General features: G+C 31.5%; 16 protein-coding genes and 1 tRNA gene. 4 read left to right on the top strand and 13 right to left on the bottom strand.

Features of this window, described 5'->3' with window-relative positions; genetic code table 11:
- The 9 genes from HKP59_RS10085 to HKP59_RS10045 all read right to left on the bottom strand — a co-directional run.
- Window positions 1–1033, bottom strand: a 1033-nt coding sequence (locus tag HKP59_RS10085) for a glycoside hydrolase family 3 N-terminal domain-containing protein (protein WP_291806415.1), incomplete at its 3' end; no start/stop codon positions are given.
- 11 nt (window positions 1034–1044) lie between these two features.
- Window positions 1045–2058, bottom strand: a complete 1014-nt coding sequence (locus HKP59_RS10080) for a dipeptide epimerase (RefSeq protein ID WP_291806413.1) — start codon at window positions 2056–2058, stop codon at window positions 1045–1047.
- A gap of 1 nt (window position 2059) precedes the next feature.
- Window positions 2060–4975, bottom strand: coding sequence for an FAD-binding and (Fe-S)-binding domain-containing protein (locus tag HKP59_RS10075; RefSeq protein WP_291806412.1), 2916 nt, complete (start codon window positions 4973–4975; stop codon window positions 2060–2062).
- Window positions 4976–4989: 14 nt separating this feature from the next.
- Complete coding sequence (locus HKP59_RS10070; protein WP_291806408.1) at window positions 4990–6054, bottom strand: anhydro-N-acetylmuramic acid kinase; 1065 nt, start codon at window positions 6052–6054, stop codon at window positions 4990–4992.
- 1 nt (window position 6055) lies between these two features.
- Complete coding sequence (murQ, locus tag HKP59_RS10065) at window positions 6056–6877, bottom strand: N-acetylmuramic acid 6-phosphate etherase (RefSeq protein WP_291806405.1); 822 nt, start codon at window positions 6875–6877, stop codon at window positions 6056–6058.
- Window positions 6867–8324: a sodium:solute symporter gene (locus tag HKP59_RS10060; RefSeq protein WP_291806402.1), complete on the bottom strand. Its 1458-nt coding sequence runs from the start codon at window positions 8322–8324 to the stop codon at window positions 6867–6869. The genes murQ and HKP59_RS10060 overlap by 11 nt, the downstream gene beginning before the upstream one ends.
- Window positions 8325–8499: 175 nt before the next feature.
- Window positions 8500–9846, bottom strand: coding sequence for a RagB/SusD family nutrient uptake outer membrane protein (locus HKP59_RS10055; protein WP_291806399.1), 1347 nt, complete (start codon window positions 9844–9846; stop codon window positions 8500–8502).
- 23 nt (window positions 9847–9869) lie between these two features.
- Window positions 9870–12821: a SusC/RagA family TonB-linked outer membrane protein gene (locus HKP59_RS10050; RefSeq protein ID WP_291806396.1), complete on the bottom strand. Its 2952-nt coding sequence runs from the start codon at window positions 12819–12821 to the stop codon at window positions 9870–9872.
- Window positions 12822–13008: 187 nt separating this feature from the next.
- Entirely contained in the window at window positions 13009–13758 is a 750-nt protein-coding gene (locus tag HKP59_RS10045) for a DeoR/GlpR family DNA-binding transcription regulator (RefSeq protein WP_291806394.1), read from the bottom strand.
- 258 nt (window positions 13759–14016) lie between these two features.
- Here HKP59_RS10045 and nagB point away from each other — a divergent pair, with 258 nt between their 5' ends.
- Entirely contained in the window at window positions 14017–15954 is a 1938-nt protein-coding gene (gene nagB, locus HKP59_RS10040; protein WP_291806392.1) for a glucosamine-6-phosphate deaminase, read from the top strand.
- 166 nt (window positions 15955–16120) lie between these two features.
- On the opposite strand, the gene HKP59_RS10035 is transcribed toward nagB, so the two are convergent.
- From HKP59_RS10035 to HKP59_RS10020, 3 genes are all read right to left on the bottom strand, one after another.
- Window positions 16121–16194: transfer RNA gene (locus HKP59_RS10035), tRNA-Arg, on the bottom strand.
- A gap of 671 nt (window positions 16195–16865) precedes the next feature.
- The gene (locus HKP59_RS10025) at window positions 16866–18584 is read right to left on the bottom strand and encodes a M56 family metallopeptidase (RefSeq protein WP_291806386.1); all 1719 of its coding nucleotides are present in this window, start codon (window positions 18582–18584) and stop codon (window positions 16866–16868) included.
- A gap of 2 nt (window positions 18585–18586) precedes the next feature.
- Window positions 18587–18946, bottom strand: coding sequence for a BlaI/MecI/CopY family transcriptional regulator (locus HKP59_RS10020; RefSeq protein WP_291806383.1), 360 nt, complete (start codon window positions 18944–18946; stop codon window positions 18587–18589).
- 194 nt (window positions 18947–19140) lie between these two features.
- On the opposite strand from HKP59_RS10020, the gene HKP59_RS10015 reads away from it, so the two are divergent.
- Window positions 19141–20076, top strand: coding sequence for a calcium/sodium antiporter (locus HKP59_RS10015; RefSeq protein ID WP_291806380.1), 936 nt, complete (start codon window positions 19141–19143; stop codon window positions 20074–20076).
- Between the two features lie 73 nt (window positions 20077–20149).
- Here HKP59_RS10015 and HKP59_RS10010 read toward each other — a convergent pair whose 3' ends face one another.
- Window positions 20150–21160, bottom strand: coding sequence for a glutamine synthetase beta-grasp domain-containing protein (locus HKP59_RS10010; protein ID WP_291806377.1), 1011 nt, complete (start codon window positions 21158–21160; stop codon window positions 20150–20152).
- A 221-nt stretch (window positions 21161–21381) separates the two neighbouring features.
- On the opposite strand from HKP59_RS10010, the gene HKP59_RS10005 reads away from it, so the two are divergent.
- Complete coding sequence (locus HKP59_RS10005; protein WP_291806376.1) at window positions 21382–23568, top strand: glutamine synthetase III; 2187 nt, start codon at window positions 21382–21384, stop codon at window positions 23566–23568.
- A 467-nt stretch (window positions 23569–24035) separates the two neighbouring features.
- Window positions 24036–25022, top strand: coding sequence for a hypothetical protein (locus HKP59_RS10000; protein ID WP_291806373.1), 987 nt, complete (start codon window positions 24036–24038; stop codon window positions 25020–25022).
- Window positions 25023–25233 lie beyond the last annotated feature (211 nt).

Genomic DNA, 25233 nt, shown 5'->3' with positions numbered 1-25233 from the left:
GATTGTTTTTAAGTGCACTTTTTAATTTTTTTACTGCAGCTTTTACATCTTCTGGAATTAACAGCATATCATTACCAGCCATAAAAGCTGCTAAATCTATATCACCTGGTTTTGCATAATTTGCTGCACCCTTCATATTTAAAGCATCTGTAAAAATTAATCCTTCAAAATTCATTTTTTCCTTTAAGAGTTCTGTCACTACTTTGTAAGAAATTGAAGTAGGAACTCCTTTTTTTGGTTCCAAAGAAGGTACATTTAAATGAGCAATCATAACACTTGCTAAATCGGTCTTAAAGAGTTCTTTATATGGGAATAATTCGATAGAATCTAAGCGCTCTAAACTAAAATCAAGGAACGGAAGTGTTTTATGTGAATCTGTTGAGGTATCTCCATGACCTGGAAAATGCTTAGCATTTGCTAATACTCCAGTTCGTTGCATTCCGTTTGTGAAAGCAATTGCTTTTTCAGTTACATTGTATTTGTTTTCACCAAAAGAGCGATTGCCAATAATTGGATTTATTGGATTGGTATTGATATCTACAACAGGTGCAAAATTAATATGAATACCAACTCTTTTACAGTGTTTTCCTAATTGTTCTCCAAATTGTTCTATTAGTTTATTGTTTTGTACAGCACCTAAAGTCATATTCCAAGGATAACGAAATGCATTTTTTAAACGCATATCTAATCCCCATTCACCATCAAAACCAATAAGCAATGGAATTTTTGAAGCTGCTTGGTAACTATTTGTTAGTTCGACTTGTTTTTTTGGTGTTCCTTGCATAAAAATTAAACCACCGATATGATATTTTTTTATCATTCTTTTGATATAGGCAGTATGCTTTTTATCCTTATTTGAATAAGCTTGAATCATAAATAACTGACCAATTTTTTGATCAATGCTTAAACGATTCATGATACTATCAACCCATTTATGTTGGTTTTCAGCATCAATTGTAATTAATGGTTCGTGCTGCTGTGCATAGCTTGTCGTTAAAAATAATAGGATGCTAGCGATTAGTATTTTTTTCATTGGTAATTATTTTATTCGTTTAAAAGTACACCTGTTCCATTTAAGTTGGAAAATATAGTAGTTCCATTTTCTAGTTTTACGCCTGTTGCGACATCATTTTTTATCAGTAAAGCTCCATCCATATCAACATAATCTAGAATAGGTGTTAAATGTGCAATTGCTGAAATTCCAACCGATGATTCTGTCATGCAACCAACCATCGTTTTTAAACCTAACGATTTGGCTTTTTCTATCATTCTTTTTGCTGGAGTTAAGCCACCACATTTCATTAGTTTTATGTTTACACCATGAAAATGATTGTAGCATTTCTCAATATCACTTTCAATAATACAACTTTCATCTGCAATAATGGGTAAAAATGAATTCTCAAATACAACTTGTGAGCCTCTCCAATTATCTGCTGGTAAAGGTTGCTCAATAAATTCTACACCTAATTTTTTCAATTCAAGTGAGTTTTTCACGGTTTCTGTAACATTCCAAGCGCAATTTGCATCAATTCTAAAAATTGAATTTGAATGTTTTCTTAATTCGGTTACTATTTTCAAATCATCTTTCGTTCCTAGTTTAATTTTATAAATAGGCCAAGGCATTTCTTTCATTTTTGAAACCATATTTTCAATGGTATCAATTCCAATTGTAAAATTTGATTGAGGAAGCTGTTCTAAATTGAAATTCCAATAGTTGTAAAGTTTTACCCCTTTTTTCCGAGTATATAAATCTGTATATGCTTCATCTAAAGCGCATAACAAAAACATGTTTTCTTGAAAGTAGGGTAGTAGATAATCCCAGAATTCTTCAGGTGTTTTAATAGAAGAGGTTTCAATAATTTCGCGCTTTTCTAAAAGTTCTTTTTCAAATTGTTCAACAAAAGTATTGTAATAAGGATTTGCAGTGGCTTCTCCAAAACCAGAAAATCCATCTTCCTGAAGTTCCACGATCAACGATGGAATTTCAGTTCTAGTTCCTCTTGAAATTGTGAAGGGATGTTTTAATTTTAACTTGTAGGTATGTATAATTAATTTCATCTTAGATCAATGCTTCTCTTAAAATTGATATAGGATGTTTTGATTCTCTTTTAGTACCATCTTTAATTTGATGCCTGCAACTTGTTCCAGCGGCAGCAATGATTGTGTTATTTTCTGTATTTCTAATTTTTGGAAATAGGGTGTCTTCACCAACTTGCATACTGATTTTGTAATGTTCCTTTTCATAACCGAAAGAACCTGCCATTCCACAACATCCTGAATTAATAATAGTTACAGAGTAGTTTTTAGGAATAGATAGCATTTGAAAAGTGGGTTCTGTACTGCTTAGAGATTTTTGCTGACAATGCCCATGGATTTTTATAGTTTGTGCTTGGTTTGTAAAACTTTTTGTTGAGATATGTTGTTTCTCGAATTCTTGTTTAATAAATTCTTCAATAGTAAACGTATGATTTGAAATTTCCTTTGCTGCGTTTTTATCATCAGCCAATCTTAAATATTCATCTCTAAAAGTTAAAATTGCGGAGGGCTCTATACCAACTAATGGATTTTTAGCTGAAATAATATGTTTAAAAAAGTTTACGTTAAAATCGGCTTTTTCTTTTGCTTTGTCTAAAATTCCTTTAGAAATAAAGCTCCTTCCGCTTTCTTCATGTTGTGTAATGTTTACTTTATATCCTAATATTGTTAATAATTCAATAGTATCAATTCCAATGGCAGCATCATAATAATTTGTAAATTCATCAACAAATAGAAATAATTCTCCGTTTTTAGCAGGTTGATTTAGTAGTCTTTTTTTATTTTTTTTATACCAGCTATACACCGTTTTTTTAGCTAATTTAGGAATACTTCTTTCTGTAGCAATTCCCATGAGTTTTTTAGTGAGTTTTGTATTTAATATTAAATTTGTGAAAGTAGGAGTAAGGCTACCTAATTTATTATATTTCACATTATTAGCAAACATATTTGTTCTGAAAGGAATACCATTTTCTTTGTAATAATTATGTAAAAATTCGGCTTTTAAAGCTGCTACATCAACATTACTAGGGCATTCACTCGCACAAGCTTTACAGCTTAAACACAAGTCAAAAACATCATACAATTCTTTATGATTGAATTTATTTTGCTTTTCTGAATTTGTTAAAAACTCTCTAAGCGCATTTGCTCTTGCTCGGGTTGTGTCTTTCTCGTTTTTGGTAGCGCGATAACTAGGGCACATAGTTCCGCCAGCTTCAGGAAGTTTTCTACAATCACCCGAGCCGTTGCATTTTTCAGTAGCTCTTAGAATTCCTAAACTATCTGAAAAATCTTGAATTGTTTCAATTTCTGGCTCCTTTCTACCAATCTCATAACGCAGGCTTTCATCCATTGGAAATGGATTTACTATTTTTCCTTTATTAAAGATATTTTGAGGGTCGAATACGTTTTTAATACGTTTTATTAGTTCATAATTTTTCTCTCCAATCATTTGAGGAATAAACTCTGCTCTTACAATTCCATCACCGTGTTCGCCACTAAAAGAGCCTCCATATGATTTTACGAGTTTAGCAGTTTTACATGTGATTTCTCTAAACAGCGCAACATCTTCTTTTTTCTTTAAATTTAAAATAGGGCGTAAATGTAGTTCTCCTGCACCAGCATGAGCATAATAGACAGCTTCTTGCCCGTAATCTTCCATCATTTTAGAAAATTCAGCAATATAACTTGGTAAATCTTTTAGGTCAACAGCAGTATCTTCAATGCAAGCAACAGACTTTTTATCACCAACAATATTTCCTAATAAGCCTAGACCTGCTTTACGTAAATTTACGGCCTTATCTATATCACTGTTTACTAATTTAGGAAAAGCGTATCCATAATTTTTATCTTTTAAATCGCTAATTAATTTATCAGCTAATTTGTTTGATTCTTCATCTGAATTAGAACAAATTTCAAGCATTAATATGGCTTTTGGGTCGCCTTCAACAAAAAACCTATTTTTTAATTGCTCTCTATTATTTTTTGTACAATCTAAAATGGTTTTGTCCATTAATTCGCACGTATACAAATTATGATTCATGGCAATCACCACAGCTTCCATGCTTTCTTGAATGCTGTTAAAATGTGCAGCAACCATGATGTTTTTTGGAGGAGGAAGCTTATCTAGTTGCAACGTTATTTCAGTTGTAAAAGCCAATGTTCCCTCACTTCCAGTTAGTAAAGTTGCTAAGTTGATAGTATCATTTTTACCTCCAAATTCTTCATAATTCAATAATTCATCTACCGGATAACCATTATTTCTTCTGTGAATATTTTTCTTAGGAAATTCTTTTAGTATTTCTTTTTGAGTTTCTTTAGTTGATAATTCATTATAAATTGAATTATAGATATGGCTTTCTAGTGAGTTTCCATTTCTTTTTTGCTTAAGTTCTGCTGAAGTTATCTCATTAAAAACTACCTGAGTACCATCACTTAAAAGTGTTTTTAGGCTAATTACTTTATCTCTTGTAACTCCGTATTTGATTGATGTAGTTCCGGAAGAGTTATTTCCCACCATTCCTCCAAGCATACATCTATTACTTGTTGAGGTGTTTGGACTAAAAAATAGGCCGTATGGTTTCAAAAAATCATTTAACTCATCTCTTATAACTCCTGGCTGAATGGTAATCGTTTGCTTGTGTTCATCAAAAGCTAGTATTTTGGTGAAATGTTTAGAAATATCTATCACCAAGCCATCTCCTACACATTGCCCTGCTAATGAAGTTCCTGCAGCTCTAGGAATTAGAGTAACGTTGTTTTTAGAAGCAAATTGAATTAATTTTTTTAAATCGTTGGTATGTTTAGGATATGCAACTCCTAAAGGTAGTTTTCTATAGACGGAAGCATCTGTAGCATAAATACTTTTATGTAAATTATCAAAATATACAGCTCCGTCAATTGATGTTGATAGTTCTTTGAGATTTTTAGGAATTGAAGTCATTTCAATTTACATTTTTAGATTTCAAAAATGACACCACTTGAATGGTCTTTACTAGCACCAGTAACACTCTTTAAACAATTATTTTGACCTTCATCTTTTAAAAATCCTAATAATGCAAAAACCAACGCTTCTTTGTAATTTATAATAGTATCATTAGGAATGATGAGCTTCGTTTTAGTGTATGATTGGATTTTTTGAATAAGAAAAGTGTTATATGCTCCACCACCAGCAACAAGAATTGTTTTTGAAGCGTTTGAATCAATTTTTCTCGCAATTTGTACTGCAACGTGTTCAACAAAAGTTCTTAGTATATCTTTCGTATCAAGATTATATTTGTCTATAATTGGTATAATAGTTTCTGCAATAAACTCGTAACCTAAAGATTTAGGTTTAGAATCATTATAAAAGGGCAGTGAGTTTAACTCATTAAGAAGTAGTAAGTTAACGTCACCACTCGCGGCTATTTTTCCTTTGTCGTCGTATTCAAGATTTAATGAAGCTACATAATGGTTAAGGACAATATTTACAGGGCAAATATCAAATGCAATTCTTTGTCCATTTTCGTTCAATGAAATATTTGAAAATCCCCCTAAATTTAAACAATAATCATATTCAGAGAAAAGCAGCATATCACCAACAGGAACTAAAGGAGCTCCTTGTCCGCCAAGCGCAATATCTTGACTCCTAAAATCACATATAGTTTTATTACCAGTTATTGAAGTTATATAAGGGCCATTACCAATTTGAAGCGTGTAATTTTTAGATGGGTTATGATAGATAGTATGTCCGTGAGAGGCAATAAAATCAACACTTTTAATATTGTTTTTATTTAAAAAAGTTTGGATGACTTCTCCTAAAAAAATACCATAATCAGCATCTAGTTTTGTGAGTTCTTCCCCTTTTAAATGAAACCCATTTTTTAAAGCCGATTTCCATTTTTTTGTATAAGGAACAGTAGTAGCATTTAAAATTTCAAAAGAATAATTATCATCGTGATTGATTTTTACATACGCAATATCTATTCCATCTAATGAAGTTCCGCTCATTACGCCAATTATATGTTTTGATGTGTTTTTCATATTATAAAAATTTGCTTTTATAAAAATCTATAACATTTTTAACGCTTTTATGTTTTTCAAGCAGTACAGCGGCTAATTCTTGGTCAATATGAAGTTCATCCATTAACATTAGTACTCCGCGGTTTACTAATTTTTTATTATTTAGTTGCATATGCACCATTTTGTTGTCTTTAACTCTGCCTAATTTTATCATAACAGAAGTTGTGATCATATTTAGCGCTAATTTTTGTGCTGTACCAGCTTTCATTCTAGTGCTTCCTGTTACAAATTCAGGACCTACAATTAATTCTATGGAAATGTCAGCAACTAAAGATAAAGGACTATTTTCATTACAAACAATACATCCGGTAGTGATATTATGTTTACTGGCTTCTTTTAGAGCTCCTATCACATAAGGAGTAGTTCCAGAAGCGGCAATACCTACTAAAACATCATTCTCTGAGATATCATATTCGCATAAATCTTTCCAAGCTAAATTTGGATCGTCTTCGGCATTTTCAATTGCTTTTCTAAGGGCGTCATCTCCTCCAGCAATTAATCCAATAACCCAATTATCAGGAACACCAAATGTTGGTGGGCATTCAGAAGCATCTAAAACACCTAATCTACCGCTTGTGCCAGCACCAATATAAAATAATCTTCCTCCAGTTTTCATTTTAGTATAAATACTATCTACTAATTTTTCAATAGAAGGAATGACCTTCTCTATAGCTAATGGAACTGTTTTATCTTCGGCATTCATATTTTTGAGTAGGTCTACGGTACTCATTTTTTCTAGATTATTATAGTTCGAAGCTTGTTCGGTTGTTGGTTTATTTTTCATTTTTTTTTGTTACAATTATTAAACTTACTATTGTTAATAGTGCATTTACTAAAATATTCATAAATCCTAAATCGAATGAAAATTGAGTTATGAATAGGTGATTCAAATAGTAGGTTAGAAGCGGCATTAAAACACATATAAATGGAACTGCGGCATCTTTTATTTTTAGTTTTGTAAAAATTCCAAACAAATAAAGTCCTAAAAGTGGTCCGTAAGTATAACCAGCAACTTTAAATATAGTTGAAATAACATCGCCTTTACTTTGCGAAAATAGCATGATTATGATAAATATGACTATAGAAAATCCTAATAGTACATAGTTTTTTAATCGTTTTTTTTCTTTTGAATTTTTATGTTGAATATCTAAAAAGTCGTGAGTAAATGACGTTGTTAAAGCTGTTAAAGCAGAATCAACACTTGAAAAAGAGGCAGCTGTGATTCCTAGTATAAAACTGATACTTGCAATTTTTCCAAAATGATTTAATGAAAGCATTGGAAATAAATTATCAGTATTTATAAATTTTCCATTTTCTATTTCTAATTGAATTCCAAATTTTTCAGCGTATAAATAAAGCATCACACCTAGGCCTAAAAAAAGAAATTGGGTTACGGCCAAAATAATACTAAAGGATAATATATTTTGTTGTGCTTCTTTTTTATTCTTGCATGTTAAGGTTTTTTGCATCATATTTTGATCTAAACCTATCATTGCAACTGCAATTAAAATACCTGAAATAAATTGTTTAAAAAAGTTACTTCCAGCATTAAAATCCCAATTAAATATTTTAAAATATTTATGATTTGTTACGGATGTGATTGTTTCAGAGAAGCTTAAGTTTAATGAGTCTTTTACCACGTATATCGAAACAACTGCTGCAGTAATTAAAAAAAACGTCTGTAAAGTATCAGTCCAAACAATTGTTTTAATCCCCGATTTATGTGTGTATAGCCAAATTAATACGAGTATAATAAGTACAGTTGCATAAAAAGGAACACCAAATGCCTCAAATACTGCATATTGTAAAATTTTTGCAGCTAATAGTAAACGAAGTGCAGCTCCAAATGATTGAGAAATTAAAAAAAATAGAGAACCAGTTTTATACGATTTTATTCCAAATCTTGTTTCAAGATAGGTGTAAATTGAAACTAATTTTAAATCGTAGTATATGGGAATTAACACATAAGTTATAAACACATATCCAACAACATTTCCAAAAACAAATTGCAGATAATAGAAATAATTTGTACCAACCATTCCAGGGATCGAAACGAATGTAACTCCTGAAATTACAGCGCCAATCATTCCAAATGCCACCACTTGCCAAGGTGATTTTCTATCTCCTGTATAGAAAGATTCATCACTCGTGTTTTTTGAGGTAAAATGAGAAATTAATAGAAGTACTCCAAAATAGGAAACTATAATTAATAAAATTAGTGTTGGACTCATAAATTTATTTTAAATAGAAATATAGGTATTAGTATTTAGTTTTCATTAAAAAACCAAAAATACTAACTTATAAGGTATGCGTATATAAAATTTGTAAAATTAGCTATTATGAATAAACGAGGTTTACAAATTTCTTTGAAACCCCGTTTATAATTATATAAAAAACAACATTCAATTAAATACTTGGGTCTGCGGGTGTATTTGGATTATTTTCTCTCTCAATAGTTGGATAAGGGTAGTTATTTCTATTCCTTTCGTTGGTTGTACTAGCTGCGGTAGGAACTGCAAAATCAGGATGAAATCTTTTGCTGTCTCCAAATCTCAATCCAGTTAAAAATAATTCAATACATCTATTTTTATAAATTTCTTCTAAAATAGCATTTTGATTTGTTTCATCACCTGTCCAAGCCGGTAAGTTAGCATTAACACCAAGTGGATCATTATTTTTTTGTCGAACTAAATTTAGTTGAGTAACTGCTTCAGACAACTGACTTTGTCTTGCGAATGCCTCAGCTTTGTTTAATAACATTTCTCCGTGAAGATAGATTGGTATACCTGCTGTATTAGTTCCAAAGAACCCAAGCATTTCACTGAGAGGTTGCCCACCAGCATCTGCGTTGGCTAAACCAGCATCATTTCCTAAGTAGAAATTAACTCTACCATCTCCAGCTTCAGGAATATATGCTCCTAGAAGTCCAAAATTTGTTTGAGGGTTTAAATCGGCAGAATTTACCGTACGATTCCAAATAGGATTTTGATTATTAGCATCGTAAATCCACATAGAATTGGTTGCGTCACTGTTATTTAATACTGCGTTCGCCGCATTAATTGACTCTGTATAATTTCCAGCCAATAAATAGTATCTTGATAGAAATGCATTTACTGTTTTTTCTAAATTCATATCAGACCATAAAACAGTTGACTTAAAATCATCCGAAATTGGCGCTGAAGCCATAGCATCTTTGGCTTCTTCTAGCAATGAAATACATGTTGCTAACACTGTGGCTCTATCACTAAATTCGGCAGCTCCATCAGCAGCGTTATCAATTGGTACTTGTTCAAACATTTGAATAAGAGCTCCTAAGCTCATCGCTTTGAAAAGGTTTCCATAGGCTAAAACACCACTTCTGGTACCCGCAGAAAGTTCAACTTCATTAGCGCCCAGAATTAATGACTCAGCCATTCCTTTAACTCTTAGAAGATTTACCCATGGATTTGTAATACCACCACTTTCTGCTGGTAATTCAGCTCCACCTTTCGCTAACTCATTAATGTTTAAAAATGTGTTAGTTACACCTAACTCTCTAGTGGTAATTCCAGGAGCCTCTATAATTTGTCTTAAAGCGGTTACTGAATAATACTGTCTTATCCCTGTTGCTAGGGCAAAGAGCCCTTCTTTTGTTCCCAAAACAACATCTTCAGTTGGGTTATTTGGATTTTCAAAATCGGTGTCGCAGGCAGTAAACAAACTACTGCTAATAAGCAAAGCACCTATTATTGTAAATATTTTTATATTTTTCATCTTATTATAGTTTTAATTTATTCTTAAAAAGTAGCTGTTACACCAAATTTAATTACACTAGGTATTGGAACAAGTCCCATAATACCACCTCTAGCACCATTACTTTGTCCGTCCATATTCACTTCAGGATCGTAACCAGAGAAATTATCTATTGAGAATAAATTACGTCCAGTTAAAGTAAATTTAACATTATCAATTCCTTTCAAAGGATCTTTTAATAAATAGGAAGCAGAGACTTCTCTTAATTTTATGTACGAACCATCTTCAATATAAGACTCAGCAATACCAAAATTAGCAGCACCAGTTCCTCTTACACTTTCTCCACTTAATTCACTGCCTGTTTGTGCACCTCCACCAAAACGATAGAACATACGCGTATCCCAGCTCAATACATCAACACCTTGAACAGCATCAAATTGTAATCTAAATGAGAAATTTTTATATTTAAGTTCATTAATAAGAGAAGCGATAAAATCTGGATTTGGATCACCAATAACCTTACTAAGGTTAGCGCCAGTAGGTTGGCCTGATGCATCTCTCATAGGAACAGGATCTCCATTAGCATCGTAAGAACCTTTTTCTCTTTGTGGTATTCCTCCAGGAGTTAAAAGTAGACTTCCATCATCATTTCTTGCATAGTATCCTTGATAAAACACACCTAAAGGTTGTCCGTTTTTAGCAACTGAAAAACCAAAGTTACCAATTCCGAATTGTTCACCTTCAATATCATTTACTTCATTTGTATTTGTAGAATAAGTACCTGTAACCGACCAGCTAAAGTCTTTAGTTTGAATTGGAGTAGCTGTAATTAATGCTTCAAAACCTTTGTTCGTCATTGTTCCAATATTTTCTACTCTTGATCCAAAACCTGTAGAAGGAGATAGTGTTCTAGCTAATAAAAGATCTTCAATATCTTGCTCGTAATACGTAAGTTCTACACCAACTTTATTATCAAATAGACCCATATCTATACCAAATTCTAATTCCGTTTGTCTTTCAGGCCTCAAATCAGCATTCCCTAATCTTGTAGGAGCAATTAAACCTGATGATCCATCAATACTAATTGCTGAGTAATTTGATAATCTATCAAATGGTCCAATAGCTGTTAAATTCCCTGCTTGTCCCCAGGCTGCTCTTACTTTAAAGCTGTTAATTGAAGATCCAAAATTATTCTCCCAAAAATCTTCTTCAGAAAGTAAATAAGACATACTTGCTTTTGGGTAAAATTGATTTCTTTCGTCTTTACCAAATACTGAAGAACCATCCAATCTAATTGCTCCAGTCACAAAAAGTTTGTCATTAAAACCAAATGTTTGTTGTAGGAATCCTCCCCAAAAACTTCTTTCACTTCTAATTTCATTTGTTGAAATGGAAGCCGCACCATTTGTAGTTTTGACTCCTAAAGCTAAACCACTGGCAGAAATTGAGCTTAGCATTGTTTTGTCTGATTGCCAAGAAAATCCACCTGTTGTTGTTGATTTTATATTATCATTAATGTCCTTATCAAAAGAAGCATTTAAATCGCTATTTAGTTGTGTAGTGCTTATTGAAGATTGTGATGCATTACCTAAGACTCTTGTTGTTGTTCCAATTGGAATATATGAATTTCCAATAGATTCTGAATTATCATAACCAAGAATATAAGTTACTTTAAGCCCATCTAAAGGGTTTAAAGTAAGTTGTAAATCACTGATTGTTCTTTTATTCTCTTGATTGAAATCAAAAGTTTCAATATACTCGAAAATATTAGGGTAAAAAGTCATTGCAGGATAATTTCCATCAGCATCTGGATATGGATTTACTGTGTTGTTAGCAAATAAAATAGTAGGTAGTACACCGGCAACATAACCACCGTTTGGTTGGTCGTTACTTTTACTTGTAGAGAAATATGTACCAAATGAAGCAGAAACCCAGTCGTTAATTACCTGATTAATTCTAATTCTTCCGCTTTGTCTTTCATAATCGGTACTTTTTAAAATACCATCATTTTGTAAGTGAGAAAACGAAGCAAAATAGTTGGTATCTTCTTTACCACCAGATATGGAAACGTAATTATCTGTACCGGTTGAATTATCAAAAACCATATCTTGATAATCATATCTAGTAGCAGGTACTTTATCAAGATTCGTAATATCACTTGAAGCCCAATCAAATGGCTCTTCATTGAATTCACGTTTCTTTCTTAAAGAATTAAAATTTATACTACTCGAAACTGTAATTACAGGTTCTCCAGATTGTCCTTTTTTTGTAAAAATTTGAACAACACCATTACTTGCTCGAGATCCGTAAATAGCTGCTGCTGCAGCACCTTTAATTACTTCAATTCGATCAATATCTTGAGGGCTAATATCTGATAATCTATTTTGAACTACACTTGTTGTTCCTAATATATCATTAGAGTTGTTGTTCACAATTACACCATCTATTATATATAATGGATCAGAGCTACCGTTAACAGTACTTGCACTTCTTAACCTCACACTAATTCCTCCTGCAGGATCACCAGAATTCTGAGTCACTTGAATTCCCGCTAATTTACCAGAAAGACCTCCAGTTATATCTACAGAGGCAGATTCAGTAATCGCTAATCCTTTTACACTAGAGATTGTATTACCTAACTGTTTTTTGGCCGTTAATGCCCCAGCACCTGTAATAACCACTTCGTCTAATCCAAGAATATCTGAGTTCATTACAACATCATTCACTACTATAGTTTCAGTTCCTAATGTAATTTTCAACTCTTTAGTCACTAATCCAAGAGATCTAAAAACTAGCGTATAGTCACCAGGATTTACGTTAGCTTCTAAATTATAATTTCCTGAGAAGTCTGTAGTTTCTCCCATATTGGTGTTCTTAATTTGCACACTAACACCAGGAACCGGACCAATATTATCGGTTACATTACCTTTTAATGTATATGTAGTTTGCGCTTGAAGGGATAACCCTAACATCATAAGCACAAATACACTGCTCATAAATCGAAATCTCTTAAAAAAAGAGCGGTTTTCATTTGTTTTGTTCATAAAAATGGATTTAAAATAATAATATATGACTCAAAAGTAGTATTAATTTTTATATATCGTTAATAAATTGTTAAAAAAACGCAAACTTTAACATTTAAAAACGCATAAAAATGCATATGTTTATTTTTATACAAGTGTTTTAAAGAATTGTAACCCCTTTTTCTTTAAAAGAGTAAAATATTTCGTTCTTTGAATTTAAGTCAGTAACGATGGTGTCTATTCTGTTTATTGGAGTGACAGAATACCTTTTAACTTCATTGATTTTATTGCTTGTGCAAAGTACAATTACTTTTTCGCTGGCTTCAATCATGCACTTTTTGATGTGGGAAACTTCCCAATTAGGTTCTGTCATTCCGTTGGTAACGTTAATGCCTCCAGTTCCCATAAAGCATAAATCTGCTCTTAATTGTGAGATTGAGGAAACAACATCAAGACCAACAGTCACTTGTGCAGGTTTATTTAATTTCCCTCCAATAAATATGATCTCAATAGAAGGGTGTTCTGTAAGTTGAAGTGCTATTGGAAGGCTATAAGTATAGATAGTTGCGTTAATGTCTGAAGGGATTATTTTAGCTAGTTGTAAATTTGTTGTGCTCCCGCTCATGATTATTACTTGGCCATCTTTTATAAGGCTTACGGCTTTTTTAGCAATACTATTTTTCTCCTTTAAACTTGAGAACTTTCTTTCTTCGTATGAAGGCGCTTTCGCATCTATTGGGAGTGCGCCGCCATGAACTTTTTTAATAAAACCTTTTGCTGATAATTCATTTAGATCTCTTCTTATTGTATCTTCAGAGACTTGTAGCTCAATGCTAAGATCGGAGGATAAAACTTTTCTGTTTAGCTTGATCTTATCTAATATTTGATGGTGTCTTTCTTCTTTAAGCATCGTTTTCTTTTTAATAAAATATAAGCTAATTGAAAGCCGTTCTATTTAAAGTGTTGCACAAATTTAATATTTTACTTGTTATATGTGCTAATATTATGCAAGTTTTATTTATCATATTGACCGTTTACGGGTTTTTATAAGCTAATTTAGGTTTATTTATCAATAAATAACTCATAAAAATGCATAAAACGGCAAAAAAATGTGCAATTTTAAGTGATTTTTTGTAATTTTGTAGTTGTAAATTATAAATCATTAGAAATGGAAGCTAAATTATCCAACTTATCAAAAAGTATCACCTACGAAGAGTCTGGTAAATTTGAAGAAACAAGATTTGAAAAAAAACATAACGTTATTTTTCAAAACTCGAAAGATGGATCAATTAAAGTTGCTAAAGAAATTGCAGACTTAATTATTCGTAAAGATTTAAATGATGAGAAATGTGTTTTAGGTTTAGCAACAGGTTCTTCTCCAATAAAAGTTTATGAAGAGTTGGTTAGGATGCATAAAGAAGAAAACTTAAGCTTTCAAAACGTTGTTACTTTTAATTTGGATGAATATTTCCCAATGACGAAAGAAAACATACAAAGCTATCATTACTTTATGCACGAGCATTTATTCAATCATATAGATATTTTGCCTGAAAATATTCATATTCCAGATGGAACAGTCTCAGTTGATGAATTACATCAATATTGTATAGACTATGAAAATAAAATTGGAGAAGAAGGAGGGATTGATTTACAATTGTTAGGTATTGGTAGAACTGGGCATATTGGTTTTAATGAGCCAGGTTCGCACTTTAATTCAGAAACACGTAGTATTATTTTAGACTACATTACTCGATTCGATGCCGCAACATCTTTTTTAGGGATTGATAATGTTCCCAAAAAAGCTATTACAATGGGTATCAAGACCGTTCGAAAAGCGAAGCGAATCATATTATTGGCTTGGGGTCAAAATAAGGCTTCTATTATAAAAGAGACAATTGAGGGTGATATTTCGTCTAAAGTTCCTGCAACTTATTTACAACAGCACAATAACGCAACATTTATTTTAGATCTTGAGGCGGCATCTGAATTAACAAGAATTAAAACGCCTTGGCTTGTAGGGCCTTGTTCTTGGGATGAAAAATTGAAAAGCAAAGCTATTATATGGTTATGCCAAAAAACAGGGAAATCAATTTTAAAGTTAATTGATGAAGACTATAATGACCACGGAATGTCTGGTTTATTGGCAGAAGAAGGTTCATCTTACAACTTAAATATTAAAATGTTTAATAAGGTTCAGCATACAATTACTGGTTGGCCAGGTGGTAAGCCAAATGCTGATGACACGTATAGACCAGAAAGAGCTTTTCCTGCTAAAAAACGAGTTTTAATTTTTAGTCCGCACCCCGATGATGATGTGATTTCTATGGGAGGAACTTTTGATAGATTGGTGGAGCAAGGCCACGAGGTGCATGTGGCGTATCAAACTTCTGGAAATATAGCGGTTTCTAATCATGAAGCACTTAAATTTGCGGAAGTAACAAAGGGAATGGGTTGTAATAATGACAACGGATTGATGAAAAAGATTATCGACGATATTGTTTCAAAAAAGGATAACTCAATTGATAGTGTAGATGTTAGAAGATTAAAGGGGAAGATTCGTCAGTGTGAATCTTTTGCCGCAACTCGGTATCTAGGAGTCCCAGATGAACATGTGCATTTCCTGAATTTACCTTTTTATGAAACGGGGAGTATTAAAAAAAATCCATTGGGAGAAGCAGATATCAACTTAATGTGCGCTATCATTGAAAAAATAAAACCACATCAAATTTATGCAGCTGGAGATTTAGCAGACCCTCACGGTACACACAGAGTTAGTTTAGATGCTTTATTCGAAGCTTTAAAAATTTTAAAACCAAAACCATATATGCGTGATTGTTGGTTATGGCTTTATAGGGGGGCATGGCAAGAATGGGATATAGATGAAATTGATATGGCGGTTCCTATGAGCCCAGATCAAGTATTAAAGAAGAGGAAGGCAATATTTTTCCATCAATCTCAAAAGGATGGAGTGATGTTTCAAGGAAATGATATTAGAGAGTTTTGGATGCGTGCTGAAGACAGAAATAATAAAACAGCTGTAAAGTACAAAGAGTTAGGGTTAGCTGATTACGCAGCTATGGAAGCTTTTGTAAAATGGGAATATTAAATTGATTAATATTTTTAATTCCACGATTTTTAAAACATCTATTGGATTCATTGAGGTTCAATTTATTTTGTTTCTTTTTAGAAGAGTAATTTAATCATTTTAGTTATTGTTATTAAATAAAAAAACGCAATTACTTATGAAATAAGTAGTTGCGTTTTATATTTTGTGACCTCGACAGGATTCAAACCTGTAACCTTCTGAGCCGTAATCAGATGCGCTATTCAGTTGCGCCACGAGGCCGTTTTGAGCGTGCAAATATACTATTTTTTAATTATTTACAAACTATTTTTTGTTATAAAATAACGCCAGCCAATTATGGCTAACTGCCATTTTTTGGCTTTACTCATGTCGAGTTGTTTTTTAGAAAAGCTGGGTAATATTAGGGAATTAAATTTAGCCAAAATTTTAAATACTTGTTTTTTCATAGCGTAAAAGTAGTAAAGAAAAAAATCCTACAAAAGTAGGATGTGAATTTTACTAAAATAGCGTATTAATAATGGTTAATACAATTTCAGTCACTAGGATAAAGATAGTTGTCATTTTTTAGAGATTTTAGGTTAATAAATTGAGTTTAAATTAATTCTTAAATCAAGATATTATATTTCATTGCTTGTGTCCAAAGGAATGAGTAGATATTAATATGTTTGGCTTTTAATTATAAACTAATTAATCAAAACAATTTGTATATGTTAAATATAAGCTACAGAATAATTACTAAATGTAATTAAAAAGATACTTAATGGTTATAAAGTGAAATAAAATAAAGGGTAAGTTCTTTTAGTATTTTTACAGTAATGAAGAAATAATGCCTCAGATTGATTAAAATAAGGGTTTCTATCTTTTCTGGAATTTAAAACACTCTTTTCTAACAACAGAAAAGAGTGTTTTTAAGGTTGTTGTATAATTTAAAATTATGACTTTTTTGTAGTAATTATTATAACGCCATTTTTGGCTTTTTCACCAAACTTATCTATTGCAGATTTTCCTTTTAAAACTTCTACTTTTTCAATAGAATCTGGATCAATCTCTTTCATTTCCTTAGATGATCTTTCTTTTCCGTCAACAATAACTAGTGGCTTGTCATTATTAGAGCTTCGAAATACAATATTCTCTTTTTTAACTATTTTATGCTTGCTAAATTTATCGTCATCTGTTTTAATGATAAAAACATTTTCGGTTGCATTGTCTTCATCTAAAATATTTTCTTGTAAAGAGTCATTTTTTATTTCTAACTGAATTTCGGTAATCTTATCATTTGAAATTAATTTTTCACCTAATTTATGAATCCAAAATTTCTGTTTTTTTCCATTGATTACTATTTCTTTTTCTTCACTGTAAGGTATGCTGTCAAGTTTAGATTCTAAATCATCATCGTAAGAATATGTTGATGTAACGGTATAGAAATTACCTAAACTATCACTTTTTTTGGCATAAAACGTGTTTGCATTTGTGTGGAGTTCATGGATACCCATGGATTCTTTTATCGCAACATTTCCAATTGTAAAATTATTGCTTTCTTGCTCATATGAAATACTTATTGGATGTATTGGGTTAGTACCAGATTTCTGAAATGTAGATGCGATTCCATCTCCTTTTGCTGTTATTTTAATAGCGGTAATTTCATCAGTAGCATTTCTTTTAATTCCTTTAAATTTTACTGTAATATCAAATTCTTTTTTAAAAAAAGCTGCTTCTTTATTAAGTTTTTCGTTTGTGGAGTTTTTATCTATTATTAAAGTAACCTCTAATTTGCTAACACCTTCTAACTCTATTAATTTTTTTTCTTGAGCAATTGTTTTTGTATTGAACGTAAATACAAAGGCGAATAGTATTGGCAGAAGCAGTGTATATTTCCATTGATTCTTCATTGTTGATTTGTTTTTTTGTAACATAATTATTCTTTTTTTAAGTAGTGAATTGTAAAAGTTATTGGTTATTTCTGTACAGAATTGAGCACCAGAAGTTTTTAATAATGTGAGTTGATATAGTTTATGATCATTCGCTTGTTCTAGGGCTTTTGCATCTGCTAAGAATTCTAAATTTTGTTGTACTGCTTTTTTAAACAGCCAAACAAACGGATTAAACCATAAAAGAATTACTAATAAATGAGATAGAAGCGTATCAATAGTATGCCATTGCTGTGCATGTACCTTTTCGTGTGTAATAATAAGTTTAAGTTCTTTCGTTGAAAACTGAGTTTTGTTATAAATAATAATATTAAAAAATGAAAATGGAGAAATGTCTTTTGAAGTCTCGAGAAAATAATACTTGCCCTGCTTATTGAGCTTTTTATTTACTACTAAATTTAGTAATGAAGTTAGTTGAATTAGAAATCGTATACTGAAAATTGCAACGCCAATTAGGTATAGGAATGTTAAAATGGTTGTCCATTCAATTTTATTTGAACTAATGGCGCTAGTTGTTATTTCTGAATAATTAATTTGACTAATTTGTGCAGAAACTTTCTCAATATAAATAGGTATTTCAACAAGAGGTACTATTAACACTAACAGTAAACTAAAGACAAAATAGGTTCTGATTGATGTAAAAAAAGTTTCGTTTTTTAAAACTAATGCGTAAAACAAAAATAGGATAAGCACTAGACCGCTTGCTTTTAGTAAGTATTCCATATCTATTGTTTGTTTTCAATTAGTTTTATAATTTCTCTTAACTCATTAGCGCTAATTTTTTCTTCTTTTGCAAAAAATGAAACTACGTTTTTATAAGAATTTTCAAAATAATGTTCTGTTGCTTGTGAGAAGTAACTTTTTCTATACTCTTCTTTCGAAATGGTAGGATAATATCTGTGTGTGTTTCCAAAAGCTTCGTGTTTCACGTATTTTTTGCTTTCCATTTTTCGAATTACTGTTGACACCGTATTGTAATGTGGTTTTGGTTGAGGTAATTTCTCTACAATTTCTTTTACAAAAGCTTTTTTGAGCTTCCAAAGAACTTGCATTATTTCTTCTTCTTTAGTTGTTAATTTCTCCATGGTTTAGTCAGTTAAATTTGGTGTCATTTTAAACTGAAACTAAAAATAATAGGCTTTTTAGTCAAGTTAAAATCAAATGTAAACTATTTTTGTAGTTATTCAACTATTAAAATAGTTATTTAACAAAACATTAAGTTTCATATAGCAAGTTTTTAAATATATAATTCAGTTATATTTACAAAAATTTTTTATTGATGGATTTAGTATTTATTGGACTTGGCTTATTGTTGTTAATAATAGGAGGGAACTGGTTGTTGAAATCGGCTGTTGGTTTTTCACTTCATTTAAACATACCTAAAATTGTAATTGGTATGACTGTGGTTTCGTTTGCTACTTCAGCACCAGAATTAATTGTAAGTATAAAATCGGCTCTAGAAAATCACGCAGATATTGCTTTTGGAAATGTTATAGGTTCTAATATTGCTAATTTAGGTTTGGTGTTAGGAATCACAATTTTAATTTCAACGATAAGTGTTGAAAAGAGTTTTTATAAAACAGATTGGCCCATTATGATGATTTCGTCAGTTATGTTATATTTATTTATTGTTTTTGATGGTGTTTTACAACGTTATGAGGGTATTATTTTATTTTCTTTTCTAATTATATTCTTAGTGTATTTATTGCGATTTCAAAAAACCGCAGTTGTTGATGAAATGCCAGAAGATGATGAAAAGTTGCCTTTACATAAAATTGTAATTTTTTTGGTTCTTGGTGGAGTTGCTCTTTGGGGAGGTTCAGAATTGTTAATTGATGGTGCTGTAAACCTGGCTAAAGCGTTTAATGTAAGTGAACGCGTAATAGGTATTACCATAGTTTCTATAGGTACAAGTATTCCGGAATTGGCGGCGTCAATTATTGCTGTTATAAAAAAGGAAAAGGCTATTTCTTTGGGGAATTTAATTGGTTCAAATGTGTTTAATATATTAGCGGTGTTAGGTTTAACGTCTATAATTACTCCTATTACCATTAGTGATAGTGGTTTGTTATCAAATGATATTTTTTGGATGCTCGGAATAGCTTTCTTAGTATTTCCATTAGTTTTTGCTCCGGTTAAAATGAAGCTTAGCTGGAAAGAAGGTTTAATTTTGTTGGTGCTTTATGTTGTGTTTATAGTAGGTATGTTCAAATAGTAAATGATAAATGTATTCATAAAAAAACACCGCAATTGCGGTGTTTTTCTATTATTGAAATTTTAGTTAAGTATTAAATTTTGGCAGATTTTACAGTATCAATTATTCTGCTTGCTACTTTGTATGGATCAGCATTTGATGCTGGTCTTCGGTCTTCTAGCCAGCCTTTCCATCCTTTTTCAACTGTAATAATTGGAATTCTTATAGAAGCTCCACGATCTGAAACACCATAACTAAAATCAGAAACGTGAGCTGTTTCATGAAGTCCAGTTAGTCGCTCATCATTATAAGCTCCATAAACACCAATATGTTCATCTGTTACAGGTCTAAAAGCTTCACATATTTTTTCGTAAATTTCTTTGGAGCCACAAGTTCTTAATACAGAGTTTGAAAAATTCGCGTGCATACCAGAACCATTCCAGTCACCTTTTACTGGTTTTGGATGTAATTCAATATAGTAATTGTATTTTTCAGACAATCTATTTAGTAGGTATCTAGCAATCCAAATTTCGTCACCAGCGGTTTTAGCGCTTTTTGCAAAACATTGAAATTCCCATTGTCCGGGAGCAACTTCTTGATTGATTCCTTCAAAGTTAAGTCCTGCGTCTAAACATAAATCAGCATGTTCTTCCACGAATTCTCTACCCCAAGTATATCTACCGCCAACAGAGCAGTAATATTTACCTTGTGGACCTGGAAAACCACCTCTTGGAAAACCTAATGGTAAATCTGTTTTAGAGTCCATTAGGAAATATTCTTGTTCAAATCCAAACCAAAAATCATCATCATCATCATCAATAGTAGCTCTATGATTAGATTCGTGAGCAGTCCCATCAGCATTTAAAACCTCACACATTATTAAAAAACCATTTTGTCTAGCAGGATCTGGGTAGATTGCCACAGGCTTTAATAAACAGTCGGAAGAACTTCCTTCAGCTTGCTCTGTAGAAGAACCATCGAAAGACCAAATGTCACAATCTTCTAATTTTCCACTGAAATCATTTTCAATTTTTGTTTTACTTCTTAATTCTTGAGTTGGTTGATGCCCATCTAACCAAATGTACTCTAATTTTGATTTGCTCATATATGTTAATAATTTAAGATATTCATAAATATTTGTCAAAAGTAATTATTTTTATCATGTTACAAAAAAAAATAGGGGTATAATTAAAAAATTATATAAAAAAATAAGTCAAACCCTAATTTTTAATAGGGTAAGGCATAATAAATCGTTATAAATTACTTTTGTAATTTTACATAGTATGCTTAGAAAGTTTTATATTTGTTCAAGAAAAAATTAAAATCATGGCAAAAATTAGATTTCAAGCATTGTTAGAAGCTGGAAGTAGAAAACCTATAAAAGTTATTGAGAATATAAAGCGATCGGAATTATTTGGTAAAAATGTGTTCGATGAAAGCACCATGCGTCAATACTTAACAAAAGATGCTTACAAGGGAGTAATGAACGCTATTGATCACGGGACAAAAATTGATCGAAAAATTGCCGATCAGGTTTCTTCAGCAATGAAAGAATGGGCATTGTCAAAAGGTGTTACTCATTACACGCATTGGTTTCAGCCATTAACTGGTGCAACCGCTGAAAAACATGATGCTTTTTTTGAAACTATTGGCGGGGGAATTGCGATAGAAAAATTTGGAGGAAATCAATTAGTTCAGCAAGAGCCTGATGCATCTAGTTTTCCCAATGGAGGAATTAGAAATACGTTTGAAGCGCGTGGATACACAGCTTGGGATCCTACCTCACCAGCATTTATATATGGTACTACTTTAAGTATTCCAACAATATTTGTTGCATATACTGGCGAAGCATTAGATAATAAAACGCCATTATTGAGAGCTCTTCAAGCGGTAGATAATTCGGCCACAGCAGTATGTAAATATTTTGATAAGAATGTTAAAAAAGTAACTTCATCATTAGGTTGGGAGCAAGAATATTTTTTAATAGACCAAGCTTTAGCTGAGAGTAGACCAGATATTATTTTAACCGGTAGAACCTTGTTAGGTCATTCTCCGGCAAAAGGGCAACAATTAGATGATCATTATTTTGGTTCTATTCCTGGTAGAGCTTTAAATTTCATGCGAGATTTAGAAACGGAATGCATGTTGCTTGGAATTCCTGCAAAAACACGTCATAATGAAGTGGCTCCAAATCAATTCGAATTAGCACCTATTTTTGAAGAAGCAAATTTAGCGGTAGATCATAACTCCTTATTAATGGATTTGATGGGCAAAGTGGCAGCTAGACATCATTTTAAAGTCTTGTTCCATGAGAAACCATTTGCAGGAGTAAATGGATCGGGAAAACATAATAATTGGTCGTTATCAACAGATTCTGGAGTAAATTTATTGTCGCCCGGAAAAACACCGATGAGTAACCTTCAATTTTTAACATTTTTTATTAATACAATTAAAGCTGTTAATGATAATGAGGAATTATTGAGAGCGGTTATCGCATCTGCTAGTAACGATCATAGACTTGGCGCTAATGAGGCTCCACCTGCTATTATTTCAGTATTTATTGGAGAGCAATTAACCAAAGTGTTAAAAGAATTAGAAAATGTAACCAATGGTAAATTATCTCCTGAAGAAAAAACGGACCTTAAATTAAATGTTGTTGGTAAAATTCCAGATGTATTATTAGATAACACCGATAGAAATAGAACTTCTCCTTTTGCATTTACAGGAAATAAGTTTGAGTTTAGAGCTGTGGGTTCTTCTGAAAACTGTGCAAAACCAATGAAAGTGTTAAATACAATTGTTGCGAAACAATTAAAAGATTTTAAAATTGCGGTAGATCATTTAATTGATACAAAAGATTTAAAGAAAGATGAAGCTATTTTTAATGTGTTAAGAGAATATATCAAGCAATCCAAAAAAATATTATTTGAAGGTAATGGTTATGGAGAAGAGTGGGCTAAAGAAGCAAAAAGAAGGGGTTTAAGCAATAATAAAACAACACCTGAAGCATTAAAGGCAAAAGTCTCTAAAAAGTCCCTAGCTTTGTTTGAAGAAATGGATGTTATGAGTAAAGTTGAAACAGAAGCTCGTTATGAAATTGAAATTGAAGAGTATACCAAACGTATTCAAATAGAATCTCGAGTTTTAGGTGATATAGCAGGAAATCATGTGGTGCCTACTGCTGTGCGTTATCAAAATTTATTAATTAAAAATGTAACCGGTTTAAAAGAAATATTTGGAAAAGATTTTGAACAACATGCGGCAGAACAATTACAGTTAATTAAAAGAATTTCTGTACATATTGAAGGTATTCATGCTAAAATTGATCAAATGATTAATGCGCGTAAAAAAGCGAATGTATTAGAAAATGTTGAAGCAAAGGCTGAAGCTTACTGCTTTAAAGTGAAACCATTTTTTGATGAGATAAGACATCATTGTGATAAATTAGAGCTTATGATTGATGATGAGCTTTGGCCATTGACAAAATATAGAGAGTTGTTATTTACACGATAGTTTTTTAAAATAGTAAGAAAACCTCGCTTTAGCGAGGTTTTCTTGTTTTTACCGGTTTGTAAAATTGTTTAAATTCGGTTGTTAAAAATCTATTCTAGATTAAATATGTAACGAAAGTAACATAAAATAATTCAATTTTTCCCATTTATTTAAAGTTTACTACAATTTGCAAAATAGTATTCTATTTTTCCTTAAAAAGACTAAATAGTATTTATCTTAGTGGTAGAAATTGTAAATATGAAGAAATTCATAGATTTTAAACTCCCCATTTAATAACAATTTCCCCACCGTTTAAACCTCAAAAATTGTTTTAACCTCCTTTAAGAATTTATAGTGCTGTTTTAGCGGAAAGAATAATATCTTATATCTTTTTGGGTTCTATTTATGCCTAATTGTTATGCCGTAAAATTCCCTCTATAAATTTTGAGTAAAAATTATTATTTATTAATGTTTAAAATTTTATTATTATGAAAAAATTATTAGTAGTAGTAGCATGTTTATTTGCTACAAGTATGTTGTTTGCACAAACACAAACACAAGAAACAGTTATGAATGATTTAAGAGAATGTGCAGATTGTGGAATAGAACAAATTGAGGCTCCAATATCTGGTAATTTTATTGGTACTGCTTCAACAGCTAATCAAGTTAGAATTTTTCAAACAGGTACCAATGAAGCAGAAGCTCAACAATTTGGTAATGGTAACGAATCTCAAATTACTCAAGATGGTAAAATGCACGGAAATGGAAACGGACAAGGGTATATGAATGAAGCTTACACGCTACAACAAGGAATAGATAATGAATCTGAAATTGGGCAACACGGTAATGGAAATTTAACTTGGGTTAATCAAGACGGAGAACGAAATTATTCTTATGTAGACATAGGAGTAGGTTGGGCTGAAGACAATTATACTGAAATTGATCAATTAGGAAATGATAATTTAGCTTTTCAAAAAGTTAGATACGATAACAATTGGGCTTCAATTACTCAATTTGGAAATCAAAATTATGCTGAACAAGATCAACGTTCAGGAGCTGATGCTGTTGAAGGTAGCACAGCAACTATTTATCAAAGAGGTAGTTATAACCAAGCTAAGCAAGTTCAAGATGGTAGTTTAAACAATGCAACTTCAAACCAACATGGTGATAATAATTTCTCTGTTGAAACGCAAATGTCAGATACTGCTTTTGGAGGTTCAGATGTGAATACATCTTTAATAAATCAATATAGTCGATGGGGTATGGGAAATAAAGCATGTGTTGAGCAAACGTCAGTGAATGGTTTTAAGAATTTTAGTGACATTTATCAAAAAAGTGGTAGAGGAGGAATGAACACTGCTAATGTTTGGCAATACGCTAATGAAGGAAATAACTATACTGATATTATCCAACATGGTCATAATAGCGCAAAAGTTACTCAAGTAAATGGTGTTATATTGAATGGTCCAAATTAATGGTCTTACATTGAATAATTACCAATAAAAATTAGTTTAAAAAGGGGCAAACGCCCCTTTTTTTATTTGGTATAATCAGAAAATTATTTTACTTCTGAAAATATTTACAAAACAATATAAATACTTGCTATATTTAGATTTGACATTTTTTATTGGAATGCTCAGTAAATTATAGGTAAACATATACACCATAAATCAATAATCTTTAGCG

The organism is Lutibacter sp. (assembly GCF_013041805.1).
Taxonomy (GTDB): domain Bacteria; phylum Bacteroidota; class Bacteroidia; order Flavobacteriales; family Flavobacteriaceae; genus Lutibacter.
The sequence above is the reverse complement of the archived record's forward strand: the minus strand, read 5'-3'. Positions and strand labels throughout refer to the sequence as shown.

Coding starts and splice junctions, on each gene's coding strand:
- HKP59_RS10080 (WP_291806413.1), bottom strand. CDS start 2,058: ATGAAATTAATTATACATACCTACAAGTTAAAATTAAAACATCCCTTC.
- HKP59_RS10075 (WP_291806412.1), bottom strand. CDS start 4,975: ATGACTTCAATTCCTAAAAATCTCAAAGAACTATCAACATCAATTGAC.
- HKP59_RS10070 (WP_291806408.1), bottom strand. CDS start 6,054: ATGAAAAACACATCAAAACATATAATTGGCGTAATGAGCGGAACTTCA.
- murQ (WP_291806405.1), bottom strand. CDS start 6,877: ATGAAAAATAAACCAACAACCGAACAAGCTTCGAACTATAATAATCTA.
- HKP59_RS10060 (WP_291806402.1), bottom strand. CDS start 8,324: ATGAGTCCAACACTAATTTTATTAATTATAGTTTCCTATTTTGGAGTA.
- HKP59_RS10055 (WP_291806399.1), bottom strand. CDS start 9,846: ATGAAAAATATAAAAATATTTACAATAATAGGTGCTTTGCTTATTAGC.
- HKP59_RS10050 (WP_291806396.1), bottom strand. CDS start 12,821: ATGAGCAGTGTATTTGTGCTTATGATGTTAGGGTTATCCCTTCAAGCG.
- HKP59_RS10045 (WP_291806394.1), bottom strand. CDS start 13,758: ATGCTTAAAGAAGAAAGACACCATCAAATATTAGATAAGATCAAGCTA.
- nagB (WP_291806392.1), top strand. CDS start 14,017: ATGGAAGCTAAATTATCCAACTTATCAAAAAGTATCACCTACGAAGAG.
- HKP59_RS10025 (WP_291806386.1), bottom strand. CDS start 18,584: ATGGAATACTTACTAAAAGCAAGCGGTCTAGTGCTTATCCTATTTTTG.
- HKP59_RS10020 (WP_291806383.1), bottom strand. CDS start 18,946: ATGGAGAAATTAACAACTAAAGAAGAAGAAATAATGCAAGTTCTTTGG.
- HKP59_RS10015 (WP_291806380.1), top strand. CDS start 19,141: ATGGATTTAGTATTTATTGGACTTGGCTTATTGTTGTTAATAATAGGA.
- HKP59_RS10010 (WP_291806377.1), bottom strand. CDS start 21,160: ATGAGCAAATCAAAATTAGAGTACATTTGGTTAGATGGGCATCAACCA.
- HKP59_RS10005 (WP_291806376.1), top strand. CDS start 21,382: ATGGCAAAAATTAGATTTCAAGCATTGTTAGAAGCTGGAAGTAGAAAA.
- HKP59_RS10000 (WP_291806373.1), top strand. CDS start 24,036: ATGAAAAAATTATTAGTAGTAGTAGCATGTTTATTTGCTACAAGTATG.